The organism is Streptomyces sp. NPDC079020, assembly GCF_044542225.1.
Lineage (GTDB): Bacteria > Actinomycetota > Actinomycetes > Streptomycetales > Streptomycetaceae > Streptomyces.
Genome location: NZ_JBITUB010000003.1, coordinates 22689 through 35351, shown reverse-complemented (window position 1 = coordinate 35351; position 12663 = coordinate 22689). Strand labels below are relative to the sequence as shown.

Here is a 12663-nt window from a genome sequence, read left to right as displayed (position 1 = left end):
CATCGCACGCCGTCGTAGAACGAACAGACCACGGCGGCTCCTGGAAGGAACACCCGAAAGTGAAGCTTCAGCGCAAGAACCGGCTTCGTGCCACCGCGCTCGGTGCCCTCGCCGTCTCCGGCGCCCTGGTCCTCACGGCGTGCGGTTCGGACGACAACAGCGGCGACGGCAGCACCGGTGGCGGCGGCGGCAAGACCAGCGCGGCGTCGAACATCAAGTGCGACGGCGCCAAGGGCCAGCTGCGCGCCTCCGGCTCCAGCGCGCAGAAGAACGCCATGGACCTCTGGGTCAAGAACTACATGGCCGCCTGTTCCGATGTGGAGATCAACTACAAGTCCTCCTCCTCCGGCGAGGGCATCATCGCCTTCAACCAGGGCACCGTCGGCTTCGCCGGTTCCGACTCGGCGCTGAAGCCCGAAGAGGTCGCCGACTCGAAGAAGACCTGCAAGACCGGCCAGGGCATCAACCTCCCGATGGTCGGCGGCCCGATCGCGATCGGCTTCCACCTGGAGGGTGTCGACAGCCTCACGCTGGACGCCCCCACGCTCGCCAAGATCTTCGACAACAAGATCAAGAAGTGGAACGACCCCGCGATCGCCAAGCTCAACGACGGCGCCAAGCTGCCGGACAAGGCCATCCAGGCCTTCCACCGCTCCGAGGACTCCGGCACCACGCAGAACCTCGGCAAGTACCTCGGTGCCGCGGCCCCGAGCGACTGGAAGTACGAGGCCGAGAAGAAGTGGCCGGCCCCCGGTGGCCAGGCCGCGTCCGGCTCCTCCGGCGTCGCCGCCCAGGTGAAGCAGGTCGACGGCGCGATCGGTTACTTCGAGCTCTCCTACGCCTCGTCCCAGGACATCACCACCGTCGACATCAACACCGGTGGCGCCACCCCGGTCAAGGCCTCCTCGGAGAACGCCTCCAAGGCCATCGCCGCCGCCAAGATCAAGGGCACCGGCAAGGACCTGGCGCTCGACCTGGACTACACCACCAAGGCCGAGGGTGCCTACCCGCTGGTCCTGGTGACGTACGAGGTCGTCTGCGACGCCGGCAACAAGGCCGACACCCTCGGCACGGTCAAGTCCTTCCTGACCTACACCGCCTCCGACGAGGGCCAGAAGGTCCTCACGGACGCCGGCTACGCCCCGATCCCCGCCGAGATCAACGCCAAGGTCCGCGAGACCATCGGCAGCCTTTCCTGACCGAACGGCACCCGCGTGCCGCGGTACGGGAACCCGCACCGCGGTACGTGAGACCCGGCACCACGTGACACCCGGCACCACCGCGGTGCACGCGCACCGCGACACACGCGCACGGCACCACCGCAGTACGTGACACGCGGCAGGCCGGCCCGGCGCACCCCTCCGGACCGGCCCGCCGCACCACCCCCCATACGCCCGACCCATCCGGTGCACCGCCGCCAGGGGAGCGCAAGCTCCCCCACACAGACCGGAAAGACCATGGCTACCACCACACCGATAGACACACCACCGGCCCCGCCGACGCCCCGGACGCGCCCCAGGTCCACCGGGCGCGCGGGCGACAAGATCTTCCTGGGCCTCTCGCGGGGCTCGGGCATTCTGCTGCTCGTGATCATGGCGTCGATCGCCGTGTTCCTCAGCTACCGCGCCGTCCTCGCCATCTCGAAGGACGAGGGCAACTTCCTCACGACCTTCGACTGGAACCCGGCCGGTGACCCGCCGGTCTTCGGTATCGCGGTCCTGCTCTTCGGCACCGTCGTCAGCTCGGTCATCGCGATGATCATCGCGGTTCCGGTCGCCGTCGGCATCGCCCTCTTCATCTCGCACTACGCGCCGCGCAAGCTGGCCGCCCCCCTCGCCTACGTCGTCGACCTGCTCGCCGCGGTACCCAGCATCGTCTACGGCATCTGGGGCGCGCTCGTCCTCGTGCCGTACCTCGAAGGCCTCAACCTCTGGCTCGACCAGTTCTTCGGCTGGACGTACATCTTCGAGAAGACCGAGGTCGGCGTCGCCCGCTCGCTCTTCACCGTCGGCGTTCTGCTGGCCATCATGATCCTGCCGATCGTGACCAGCGTCAGCCGCGAGGTCTTCCTCCAGGTCCCGAAGATGAACGAGGAAGCCGCGCTCGCCCTCGGCGCCACCCGCTGGGAGGTCATCCGCCTCTCGGTACTGCCCTTCGGCCGCTCCGGCGTGATCTCCGCGTCGATGCTGGGACTGGGCCGGGCGCTCGGCGAGACGATGGCCGTCGCCACGGTGCTGTCGCCGAGCTTCCTGATCTCGCTGCATGTGCTCAACCCGGGCGGCGGGACGTTCGCCCAGAACATCGCCGCGAAGTTCGACGAGGCCGACGCCTTCGGGCGCGACGCCCTGATCGCCTCCGGACTCGTCCTCTTCATCCTCACCCTGCTGGTCAACGGCGCGGCCCGGCTCATCATCGCCCGCCGCAAGGAATACTCGGGGGCCAACGCATGAGCCACGCACCGACCGGCGTCCAGGAACGCCCGAAGCCCGTGCCCACCGCGCCGAAGAACAGCCTCAGCAGCAAGACCCTGCCCCGTCTGGCCCCGCTCGGCTTCGCCGCCGTCGCCCTCGCCCTCGGTGTGGGAATCGGGCTGGCGGCCGGCTGGCACAGCCGCATCCAGTGGGGGCTGATCTCCGCCCTGCTCTTCCTGGCCATCTCGTACGTGGTGACCACCGTTGTCGAGAACCAGCGCCAGGCCAGGGACCGCCTCGCCACCAGCGTCGTGTGGGTCTGCTTCCTGATCGCCGTCGTTCCGCTGGCGTCGCTGCTCTGGACCACGATCAGCCGGGGCGCCGAGCGCCTGGACTTCTACTTCCTGACCCACTCCATGGCGGGAGTGCTCGGTTCCGAGGCCAGCGGCGGTGTCTACCACGCGCTGATCGGCACCCTGGAGCAGGTCGGCATCGCCACGGCGATCTCCGCCCCGCTCGGCCTGCTGACCGCCGTCTACCTGGTGGAGTACGGCAAGGGCGCACTCGCCAAGGCCGTCACCTTCTTCGTCGACGTGATGACCGGTATCCCGTCCATCGTGGCCGGCCTCTTCATCCTGTCGATCATGCTGATGGCCGAGCTCCAGCCCTCCGGCCTGATGGGCGCGCTGGCCCTGACGATCCTGATGATCCCGGTCGTGGTCCGCTCCACCGAGGAGATGCTCAAGCTCGTCCCCAACGAGCTCCGCGAGGCCTCCCTCGCCCTCGGCATCCCGAAGTGGCGCACCATCCTGAAGGTGGTCCTGCCGACGGCGATCGGTGGCATCACGACCGGCGTCATGCTCGCCATCGCCCGTATCGCGGGGGAGACCGCGCCGATCATGCTGCTGGTCTTCGGCAGCCAGCTGATCAACCCGAACCCCTTCGAAGGCGCCCAGTCCTCGCTCCCCTTCTACATCTGGGAGCAGTACAAGGTCGGCGAGCCCGCCTCGTACGACCGTGCGTGGGCCGCTGCCCTGGTGCTGATCGCCTTCGTCATGATCCTCAATCTCGTGGCCCGCGGCATCGCCCGCTGGAAGGCCCCGAAGACCGGTCGCTGACGCGGCCACCAGCGACCTCCCGAAAGAAGCAGTGATTCTCACCATGGCCAAGCGCATCGACATCAGCGGACTGACCGCCTACTACAGCAGCCACAAGGCCATCGAGGACATCTCGATGACCGTGGAGCCCCGCTCCGTGACCGCGTTCATCGGCCCTTCCGGCTGTGGCAAGTCCACCTTCCTGCGCACCCTGAACCGGATGCACGAGGTCACCCCCGGCGGCCGCGTCGAGGGCAAGGTGCTGCTGGACGACGAGGACCTCTACGGTTCGAACGTCGACCCGGTCACCGTGCGCCGCACGGTCGGCATGGTCTTCCAGCGCCCGAACCCGTTCCCGACCATGTCGATCTTCGACAACGTCGCGGCGGGCCTGCGTCTGAACGGCAGCTACCGCAAGAGCGAGCTGAACGACACGGTCGAGAAGTCCCTGCGCGGCGCGAACCTCTGGAACGAGGTCAAGGACCGGCTGAACAAGCCGGGCTCCGGCCTCTCCGGCGGTCAGCAGCAGCGCCTGTGCATCGCCCGCGCCATCGCGGTCGAGCCCGACGTCCTGCTGATGGACGAGCCGTGCTCCGCGCTCGACCCGATCTCGACCCTCGCCATCGAGGACCTGATCGGCGAGCTGAAGGAGCGCTTCACGATCGTCATCGTGACGCACAACATGCAGCAGGCGGCCCGTGTCTCGGACCGCACGGCGTTCTTCAACCTGTCGGCGGTGGGCAAGCCCGGCCGGCTCATCGAGATAGACGAGACGGAGCGGATCTTCTCCAACCCGTCGGTCCAGGCGACGGAGGACTACATCTCCGGCCGCTTCGGATAACCCACAGACGGCCTTGCGGTGCTGCATGGCGGTGCCACCACAAGGCAAAAGGGTCCGCCCCCGATCTCCGGAGAGAGAACGGGGGCGGACCCATTTCCGTACGGCCGCCGGGTATCACGTGTCAACGGCGGGGCAACGGGGTGACGCCGGGTACCGGCTCTCAGCCGAAGAGCAGCACCACGACGCCGTAGCTCAGCGCGGCGACGAGCGCCGCGGCCGGCATGGTGATGAACCAGCCGAGGATGATGTTCTTGGCCACGCCCCACCGCACCGCGTTCACCCGCTTGGTGGCACCGACACCCATGATCGCCGAGGTGATGACATGCGTCGTGGAGATCGGCGCGTGGAACAGGAACGCCGAGCCGAACATGATCGACGCACCGGTCGTCTCGGCCGCGAAGCCCTGCGGCGGGTCCAGCTCGATGATCTTGCGGCCGAGCGTACGCATGATGCGCCAGCCGCCCGCGTACGTACCGAGCGAGAGCATCAGCGCACAGGCGATCTTCACCCAGACCGGGATCTCGTCGTTCGGTCCCTCGACATCGGCGATGACGAGCGCCATCACGACGATGCCCATCGTCTTCTGGGCGTCCTGGAGGCCGTGCCCGAGCGCCATGCCCGCCGCCGAGACCGTCTGCGCGATCCGGAAGCCGCGCTTGGCCTTGTGCGGGTTGGCGTTCCGGAATATCCACATGATGGTGACCATCACCAGATAGCCGACGACCAGACCGATGATCGGCGAGAGGAACATCGGGATGACGACCTTCTCCAGCACCCCGTCCCAGTGCACCATCGTCCCGCCGGCCAGTGCCGCACCGACCATGCCGCCGAACAGCGCGTGCGAGGACGAGGACGGCAGGCCGTAGTACCAGGTGACGAGGTTCCAGATGATCGCGCCGACCAGCGCCGCGAACAGGATGCCCATCCCCTTCTGGCCCTCGGGCGTGGCGATGAGGCCTTCGCTGACGGTCTTGGCGACCCCCTGGCCCAGGAAGGCACCCGCGAGGTTCATCACGGCGGCCATGGCCAGGGCCGCCCGCGGGGTCAGCGCCCGGGTGGAGACCGAGGTGGCGATGGCGTTCGCCGAGTCGTGGAAGCCGTTCGTGTATGTGAAGCCGAGCGCGACACCGATGGTCACGATCAGCGCAAAGGTGTCCACGAGGTTCAGGACTCCTTGACCGCGATGGTCTCCACGGTGTTGGCGACGTGCTCGAACGCGTCAGCCGCCTCTTCCAGTACGTCCACGATCTGCTTGAGCTTCAGGACCTCCATGGCGTCGTACTTGCCATTGAAGAGGTGGGCGAGCAGCTTGCGGTGGATCTGGTCGGCCTGGTTCTCCAGACGGTTGACCTCGATCCAGTACTCGGTGAGGTTCTCCATGGTCCGCAGGCTCGGCATGGCCTCGGCGGTCAGCTCCGCCGCACGGGCCAGGACCTCGATCTGCTGCTCGACACCCTTGGGGAGCTCTTCGACCTGGTACAGCACGACCAGGTCGACGGCCTCCTCCATGAAGTCCATGATGTCGTCGAGCGACGAAGCGAGGTTGTAGATGTCCTCGCGGTCGAACGGCGTGATGAAGGAGGAGTTGAGCTGGTGGAAGATCGCGTGGGTGGCATCGTCCCCCGCGTGCTCCGCTGCCCGCATACGCTCCGCGATCTCGACTCGGGAGGCAGAATCCGCCCCGAGCAGTTCCATGAGGAGTTTCGAGCCCGTGACGATGTTGTCCGCAGACGCGGAGAACATGTCGTAGAAGCTCGTCTCCCTGGGGGTCAGACGAAAGCGCACGTGGGGTCCTCGGGTGCTTTGGATTCGGTCAGGCTGATGCTAGGCGCATCATCCGGCCACGGCTAACCGGCATTCTCAGTGTCGCCCATCAGGCACAGTGATCAGCACGGACCCCCGGTCACGTTTCGGCTGGATTCGTTACGATATACCCGGCAGGGGTATATCGAACGCAGATAAGACGCAGGCAAGACACAGCTCAGAGGACAACGGGAGGACGCAATGACGGACGCGATGACCACGACCGAGGCCACGGAGAGCGGGGCGGCGGGCACCGCCGAGGTCGTCACCGACCACGACCGCGGTATCCACGGCTACCACCACCAGAAGGACGAGCACCTCAAGCGCCTGCGCAGGATCGAGGGCCAGATCCGCGGCCTCCAGCGCATGGTCGACGAGGACGTCTACTGCATCGACATACTCACTCAGGTCTCGGCCTCCACCAAGGCCCTGCAGTCGTTCGCGCTCCAGCTGCTGGAGGAGCATCTGCGCCACTGTGTCGCCGACGCCTCGGTCAAGGGCGGCGAGGAGATCGACGCGAAGGTCGAGGAGGCCACGAAGGCGATCGCCCGTCTGCTCCGCACCTGAGCCGGTGGACGAGGAACCACGACGTGCGGGATGTCACCCCCGGCGGCAGCCCTGCCGGGGGACCGATGTCCGGTGCCCGGCGCACGGCGCGTCCGCCCGCACGTCTCCCCGTACGTCCGCCCGCGCGTCTCCCCGCACGTCACCCCGTCCGTCCGCCCGTACGCTTCCGCGCACGTCGAGCACCTCGTCGATACGGTCGGGACTGAGGCGTTCCTCACGGGTGGCCGAGGCCGCGATCATCAGCTCGCCGCACAGTTCGATCTCGGCGAGAGCCACACAGTCCTGAGCGTTCGGAGCGCTGAGCGTCACCACCCGCGTCACCTCTCTCTGCCGTCGCCGACCCTTGGCTCACCTGCCCCCAGCGTAAGGAGCGGGACGGTCGATGTGCATGGCACGGACGGACCATTTCGGCCACCCAACCGGACCCCGCACACGGCGGGCACGTACCCCGGTTCGCGGGCCGGGCGGGACCGGGCGGGCGGGACCGGGCGGGCGGGGCCGGGCCCGGCCGGGCGCTCAGCCCTCGGCGCTCAGCCCTGCCTGATCTCCCCCGTATAGATGTCGTCGTCGTCCGGCAGCATCACGGTGACCGGCACCCCGAACCCGTACAGCAGCATCGTCGACACCACGGACACCTCGGGCCCCTGCGCGGCGAAGGTGAAGCGGTGGCGCACCTTGCGCAGCCGCCCCTCCTCGTCCAGATAGGCGTCGAAAGGGACGGCGTCCCTGCTGAACCCTTTCGCCGCGGCGGCCAGCGCACCGCGCGACTGCGGGGAGGCCGCCCGCGCCGCCCGGCCCAGGTCGGCGGTGCCCCGGTAGTGATGCACCGTCACCCCGGCCAGCTCCGTCTCCCCCCGGTACGTCACCCCGCGCGCACCGCGCAGCAGTTCCGCCGCGGCCATCGGATCGGTGACCCCGCCGGTGAGGAGATTGCCGTCGTCCAGAGCCGTCGTGTCGACCCTGACCCACTTGTCGTCGGGGACTCCGGCGCCGCGGTTCTTCATGTAGAGCGCCCCGGGGGCCAGCAGCTCGGTGATCGGCCGGTGCCCCTCGGCCCCCGCGGCGTCCTTGGGGAGCACGACCTTGATCTGCCCGAGCTGTCTGCGGAAGTCGTACATCCCCTGGCCCCTGATCGTCACCCGGGTCCCGCCGACCGCCGTCTCCATCGACGTACGGGTCTCGGCCCCGCCGGACTCGGCCAGCACATCGGCCGCCTGTCCGAGCACATCGGCGGGACGTCCCGCCGAGACCGCGCCGCCCCCGGCCCCCGGCTGCCCCTCGCCACCGTCGCCGCCCGAACACCCGGCGGACACCGCCATCACACCCGCCACCGCCAGGGCGCGGACCGCCAGGGCCCCGCCTCCACACCTGTGCTGCCGCACCACCATCGCCTGCCAACCCTCAACGACTACTGCCCGACCGAGCCCTCACCCGCCCCGCATAACGACCACCGCGGTCCCCCGTCACGCCGCCCCGGCGCGCCCCCGCCGCGCCCCTCCCCGCCACCCCGGGCGATCGGCCCGCTCCCTCCCGCATCGGGACTGCCCCCAGTACCGTGGACGCGTGCCTGAGGAACCCCCCACCCACACCCCCGTCACCGCGGCATCCACCACCGTGACGCCCCTCGCTCACCGGCAGACCGCACCCCCGCCGGACCCCGCCGGACACAGCACCTCGACGGTCGAACGGGGCTCGTTCTGCCTGGCCCGCTGCAGCTGCGGCTGGTCGGGGCCGGCCCGCAGATCACGGGACCGGGCCCGCACCGACGCCGAACAGCACCGCACCGCTCCCTGACACCCCGGCGCTCCCCGGCTCCCCGGCTCCCCGGCTCCCCGGCTCCCCGGCTCCCCGCACGCTCCCGGACTCCCCGCCGCTTCCTGACGCCCCGCACGCTCCTGGACAGCCGTACGTTTCCGGCCGGAGGCTCCGCCCCGGCGGTCCCCCGATCCGGAGGTCCCCCATGAACGCCCCCACCGCGCCGAGCCGCCGCACCGTGCTGGGCACCGGCCTGGCCGCGGCGCTCACCGCCACCGCCACCGCCTGCGAGGCCCCGGACAACGGCCCCGGCGCGGGCGGGTCCACCGGCGGGGGCTCCGGTCCGGGCCCCGGCGGCGCCTCGGCCACCGCCCGCCCCACCACGGCCACACCCGCCCCGCCGGGTTCCGCCCCGGCCTCCCCGGCCGACTGGCCGGCCCTGGCCCGCAGCCTGGACGGACCCCTCGTACGGCCCGGCGACTCCGCGTACGGCACGGCCCGACAGCTCTACAACACCCGGTTCGACGGTCTGAAACCGGCGGCCGTGGCGTACGCGGAACACGAGGACGACATCCGCGAGTGCCTGGCCTTCGCCCGCAGGACCGGCACCCCCGTGGCGATACGCAGCGGCGGCCACTCCTACGCGGGCTGGTCCAGCGGCAACGGCCGCCTCGTCATCGACGTCTCCTCGCTCGCCCGGGTCGAGCGCGACGGCACCGGAAGCACCATAGGCGCGGGCGCCCGGCTGATCGATGTCTACCAGGGCCTGGCCCGGCACGGCCGGACGATCCCCGGCGGCTCCTGTCCCACGGTCGGCGTATCCGGCCTCACGCTGGGCGGCGGACACGGCGTCGCCTCCCGCGCGTACGGCCTGACCTGCGACAGCCTGACCTCCGCCAGACTGATCACCGCCGACGGCCGGACGGTCACCGCGGACGCCTCCCGCCATCAGGACCTGTTCTGGGCCCTGCGCGGCGCGGGCAACGGCAACTTCGGAGTCGTCACCGAACTCCGCTTCCGCACCCGGCCGGCCCCCAGGACGGTCAGCGCCTACCTCAGCTGGCCCTGGTCCCGCGCGCAGGCGGTCCTCGCCGCCTGGCAGTCATGGGGTCCGGACCAGCCGGACGAGATCTGGTCCTCCGCCCACCTCGCCGCGGGGCCGGGCGGCGCCACCCCCACCCTCACGGTCGCCGCGTTCAGCCTCGGTACATACGGGGACCTGCAGAACGCCGTCGACCGCCTCGCCGACCGGGCGGGCGCCTCCGCCTCCTCCGTATCGCTGCGCAGCCGCAGCTACCAGGAGGCGATGCTCGTGTACGCGGGCTGCTCGGGCTTCACGGACGCGCAGTGCCATCTGCCGGGTACGACACCGGGCCGTACGGCGGACGGGGCCCTCCAGCGCGAGACGTACAGCGCCGCCTCCGACTTCTTCACCGGCTCGCTCCCCCCGGCCGGCCTGCGCGCCCTGATCGACCGGACGGAGGCGTTCACCCGGATCGGCGCGGGGCGGGAACAGGGCGGAGGCAGCGGTTCCCTCTCGCTGACCGCGCTCGGCGGGGCCATCAACCGGGTCGGCCCGCAGGAGACCGCGTTCGTCCACCGCGGCTCACGGATGCTCGCCCAGTACATCGGTTCCTGGCGCCCCGACAGCTCCGGTACCGTGCAACAGGAGTGGCTGAAAAACACCCATGGAGCGCTGCGCCGGTACGCATCGGGCGAGGCCTATCAGAACTATCCGGACCCTCTGCTGACGGACTGGCGGAAGGCCTACTACGGCAGTGCGGCGGACCGGCTGTCACGCCTGAAGAAGCAGTACGACCCGGCGGGCCTGTTCACGTTCCCCCACGCGCTGTGAGACGCAGGGGCCTTCAGAACTCCGGGACCGTGCGTCTCTCCGGAGCCTTGTGACGCCCAGGCCCACCCGGGCCCAGGACTACGGGCCCAGGACTTCCGGGGCCCAGGACTTCCGGGGCCCAGGCCCATCCAGGCCCAGAGCCCGACCCAGGACTTCCGGGGCCCAGAACCTCCGGGCCCCGGCGGTCAGGCGGTCAGGCCGCCAGGTCCTTCTCCCCCGCGGCACCGCGTCCGGACCCCGGCCGCGGCTCGGGAATCCCGAGCGCGTCCTCGCGGCCATCGGCAGGACCGGCGAGGGGACGCCGGGACCGTACGAGTACGCCGACCCGCTCCGACCGGGAGACGGCGGTCACCAGCGGGGTCAGCAAGGCCATGGCGAGCGGCGCGAGCAGCAGGGCCACGGCCGTGCCGAGAGCAAAGCCGCCGATCACATCGGTGGGGTAGTGCACGCCCATGTAGACACGGCAGAACCCTTCGACGAGCGCCAGGCCGAGGGCTACGAACCCGAACTTCCGGTTGGCCACGAAGAGTCCGACGCCGATGGCCATCGCCATGGTGGCGTGGTCGCTGACGAAGGAGAAGTCCGTCTTGCCCTTCACGAGCACATCGAGCCCGTCGTGGTCGTTGAACGGACGCGGCCGCTCCACGAACCCCCGGATCGGGATGTTGATGAGCAGCGCGATTCCGGCGGCGAGCGGAGCCCAGACGAGGCCGGCGACAGCGGTCACCGAGTCCTCGGCCGTACCGCGCCGGCGAACGCTCCACCAGCACCACAGGGCCACCAGGACCATGCCGAGCATGATCCCGTACTCACCGACGAACTCCATGACCCGGTCGAACCAGGTGGGAGCGGCTTTCGCCAGCCCATTGATGTCGTAGAGCAGGCTGACGTCGGGGTTCGACCCATCGAGTGCGAGTCCAGCCATCTGCTGCGGCCCCTTGCCTTGTCTGCTGCCGCGGCGCGCGTCCGTGCACGCCGCATTGGTCGAACCCCCGTGTTCGGTGCGATCCGGATACCGCGGGTCGGGCCCTGCGGTCACGTCACCGTGCGACGGCTCTGTCGCACGACGTCCGGACCGCCGCCCGCATGGTCAGTGCTCGGGCCGTCCCAGTCCAGGGAACGGCCCGCCAACCGTGTACGTTCCGCTCTCCACCGAATGATCACCATGACGTTATCGAAGAGAGACTCGTCGTCGCAGCTCAGGGCCCAGGCTTCACAGAGAGTTCCGGCCACGGCCGACTCTCCGTCAGGCGTGGACGGCCTCCGGCCGGCCCGTGACCGTCAGGCCTGGGGAAGGTCCCTGGGAAGTGCCGCGGCCCCGTCCTTGGTGACCCGTGTCGCACCGAAGTAGTCCGGTGTGTCGATCTTGTCGAACCGGATCACGGACCCGGTGTACGGAGCGTTGATCATGTAACCGCCCCCGACATAGAGCCCCACGTGGCGGATGGCCCGCGAGTTGGTCAGGTCGTCGGAGAAGAACACCAGGTCGCCCGGCAGCAGCTCGTCCCGCGAGGGGTGCGGCCCGGCGTTGTACTGGTCGTTGGCCACACGGGGCAGTTCGATGTCGACGGTCCGGTAAGCGGCCTGGGTCAGCCCGGAACAGTCGAAGCGTCCGCCCTGTTCCTTCGTCCCGTTCCCGCCCCACAGATACGGCGTACCGAGGCGGCCCTGCGCGAAGTGGATGGCGGAGGCAGCCTGGCGGGACGGCTCGACACGGCCCACGGGCCTGGCGAAGCTCTTCTCCAAGGTCCGGATGATCTTGACGTAGTTCTGGGTCTCCTCGATCCCGGGGACCCCGCCCGCCTTGATCACACGGTAGGCACCGGCGTTGTACGCGGCCAGCATGTTGTCGGTGGGATCGCCCGGGACCTTCTTCACGTACCCGGCGAGCTCACAGTCGTACGAGGCTGCCGAGGGGATCGCGTCGGCCGGGTCCCACACGTCCCGGTCGCCGTCCTTGTCCCCGTCGATCCCGTGCGAGGCCCAGGTACCGGGGATGAACTGCGCGATGCCCTGCGCGGCCGCATGGCTCTGCGCCTTGGGGTTCCACCCGCTCTCCTGGTAGAGCTGCGCGGCCAGGAGAGCGGGGTTGATGGCGGGACAGAGATTGCCCCACTTCTGCACCAGGGGCTGGTAGCGCGCCGGAACAGCGCCCTTGGCCAGCCCGACAGCGCCGCCGCCGGCACCCGCGATCCCGGCGGCGGCCGAGTACGTACCGACGACGAGCAGCGCCACGAAGCACATGGCCAACCCGACGCCGATCCCACCGACCATCCAATATTTCCGCACCCCTCAACCATCCCCCATCGGAGCGCGGTTCACGGCCGATTTCGC

13 protein-coding genes are annotated in these 12663 nt (G+C 69.7%); 7 read left to right on the top strand and 6 right to left on the bottom strand.

Annotated elements, in window-relative coordinates; genetic code table 11:
* The first annotated feature begins 59 nt into the window (after positions 1 to 59).
* The 4 genes from pstS (at position 60) to pstB (ending at position 4349) form a co-directional block, all read left to right on the top strand.
* Positions 60 to 1199, top strand: a complete 1140-nt coding sequence (gene pstS / locus ACIGJO_RS07205; protein WP_399953362.1) for a phosphate ABC transporter substrate-binding protein PstS — start codon at positions 60 to 62, stop codon at positions 1197 to 1199.
* A 258-nt stretch (positions 1200 to 1457) separates the two neighbouring features.
* Positions 1458 to 2450: a phosphate ABC transporter permease subunit PstC gene (gene pstC, locus ACIGJO_RS07200; protein ID WP_399953360.1), complete on the top strand. Its 993-nt coding sequence runs from the start codon at positions 1458 to 1460 to the stop codon at positions 2448 to 2450.
* The gene (pstA, locus tag ACIGJO_RS07195) at positions 2447 to 3529 is read left to right on the top strand and encodes a phosphate ABC transporter permease PstA (RefSeq protein ID WP_399953358.1); all 1083 of its coding nucleotides are present in this window, start codon (positions 2447 to 2449) and stop codon (positions 3527 to 3529) included. Before pstC ends, pstA begins: the two co-directional genes overlap by 4 nt.
* Positions 3530 to 3572: 43 nt before the next feature.
* A complete protein-coding gene (pstB, locus tag ACIGJO_RS07190) occupies positions 3573 to 4349 on the top strand; it encodes a phosphate ABC transporter ATP-binding protein PstB (protein WP_399953355.1) in 777 nt (258 codons plus the stop codon).
* A gap of 160 nt (positions 4350 to 4509) precedes the next feature.
* Here the strand turns inward: pstB and ACIGJO_RS07185 are convergent, their stop codons facing one another.
* Positions 4510 to 5508, bottom strand: coding sequence for an anion permease (locus ACIGJO_RS07185; RefSeq protein ID WP_399953352.1), 999 nt, complete (start codon positions 5506 to 5508; stop codon positions 4510 to 4512).
* 5 nt (positions 5509 to 5513) lie between these two features.
* Complete coding sequence (locus tag ACIGJO_RS07180) at positions 5514 to 6134, bottom strand: DUF47 domain-containing protein (protein WP_266932334.1); 621 nt, start codon at positions 6132 to 6134, stop codon at positions 5514 to 5516.
* A 231-nt stretch (positions 6135 to 6365) separates the two neighbouring features.
* Here ACIGJO_RS07180 and ACIGJO_RS07175 point away from each other — a divergent pair, with 231 nt between their 5' ends.
* Positions 6366 to 6719 (top strand): metal-sensitive transcriptional regulator, encoded by a 354-nt coding sequence (locus ACIGJO_RS07175; RefSeq protein WP_399954508.1) that lies wholly within the window; start codon positions 6366 to 6368, stop codon positions 6717 to 6719.
* Positions 6720 to 6752: 33 nt separating this feature from the next.
* On the opposite strand, the gene ACIGJO_RS07170 is transcribed toward ACIGJO_RS07175, so the two are convergent.
* A complete protein-coding gene (locus ACIGJO_RS07170; protein WP_399954570.1) occupies positions 6753 to 7031 on the bottom strand; it encodes a hypothetical protein in 279 nt (92 codons plus the stop codon).
* A gap of 218 nt (positions 7032 to 7249) precedes the next feature.
* The gene (locus tag ACIGJO_RS07165) at positions 7250 to 8107 is read right to left on the bottom strand and encodes a hypothetical protein (RefSeq protein ID WP_399953349.1); all 858 of its coding nucleotides are present in this window, start codon (positions 8105 to 8107) and stop codon (positions 7250 to 7252) included.
* Between the two features lie 175 nt (positions 8108 to 8282).
* Between ACIGJO_RS07165 and ACIGJO_RS07160 the strand changes: the two genes are divergently transcribed.
* A complete protein-coding gene (locus ACIGJO_RS07160) occupies positions 8283 to 8513 on the top strand; it encodes a hypothetical protein (protein ID WP_399953346.1) in 231 nt (76 codons plus the stop codon).
* Between the two features lie 166 nt (positions 8514 to 8679).
* Positions 8680 to 10329 (top strand): FAD-binding oxidoreductase, encoded by a 1650-nt coding sequence (locus ACIGJO_RS07155; RefSeq protein WP_399953343.1) that lies wholly within the window; start codon positions 8680 to 8682, stop codon positions 10327 to 10329.
* Positions 10330 to 10522: 193 nt separating this feature from the next.
* Here the strand turns inward: ACIGJO_RS07155 and ACIGJO_RS07150 are convergent, their stop codons facing one another.
* Positions 10523 to 11254: a phosphatase PAP2 family protein gene (locus tag ACIGJO_RS07150; protein ID WP_399953341.1), complete on the bottom strand. Its 732-nt coding sequence runs from the start codon at positions 11252 to 11254 to the stop codon at positions 10523 to 10525.
* Between the two features lie 356 nt (positions 11255 to 11610).
* On the bottom strand, positions 11611 to 12603 hold the full coding sequence (locus ACIGJO_RS07145; protein WP_399953338.1) for an NlpC/P60 family protein: 993 nt from the start codon (positions 12601 to 12603) through the stop codon (positions 11611 to 11613).
* Positions 12604 to 12663 lie beyond the last annotated feature (60 nt).

Bases quoted from the DNA above. Each gene is read 5' to 3' on its own strand.
- pstC (WP_399953360.1), top strand. From the start codon at position 1,458: ATGGCTACCACCACACCGATAGACACACCACCGGCCCCGCCGACGCCC.
- ACIGJO_RS07145 (WP_399953338.1), bottom strand. From the start codon at position 12,603: ATGGTCGGTGGGATCGGCGTCGGGTTGGCCATGTGCTTCGTGGCGCTG.
- pstB (WP_399953355.1), top strand. From the start codon at position 3,573: ATGGCCAAGCGCATCGACATCAGCGGACTGACCGCCTACTACAGCAGC.
- ACIGJO_RS07165 (WP_399953349.1), bottom strand. From the start codon at position 8,107: ATGGTGGTGCGGCAGCACAGGTGTGGAGGCGGGGCCCTGGCGGTCCGC.
- ACIGJO_RS07155 (WP_399953343.1), top strand. From the start codon at position 8,680: ATGAACGCCCCCACCGCGCCGAGCCGCCGCACCGTGCTGGGCACCGGC.
- ACIGJO_RS07175 (WP_399954508.1), top strand. From the start codon at position 6,366: ATGACCACGACCGAGGCCACGGAGAGCGGGGCGGCGGGCACCGCCGAG.
- pstA (WP_399953358.1), top strand. From the start codon at position 2,447: ATGAGCCACGCACCGACCGGCGTCCAGGAACGCCCGAAGCCCGTGCCC.
- ACIGJO_RS07150 (WP_399953341.1), bottom strand. From the start codon at position 11,254: ATGGCTGGACTCGCACTCGATGGGTCGAACCCCGACGTCAGCCTGCTC.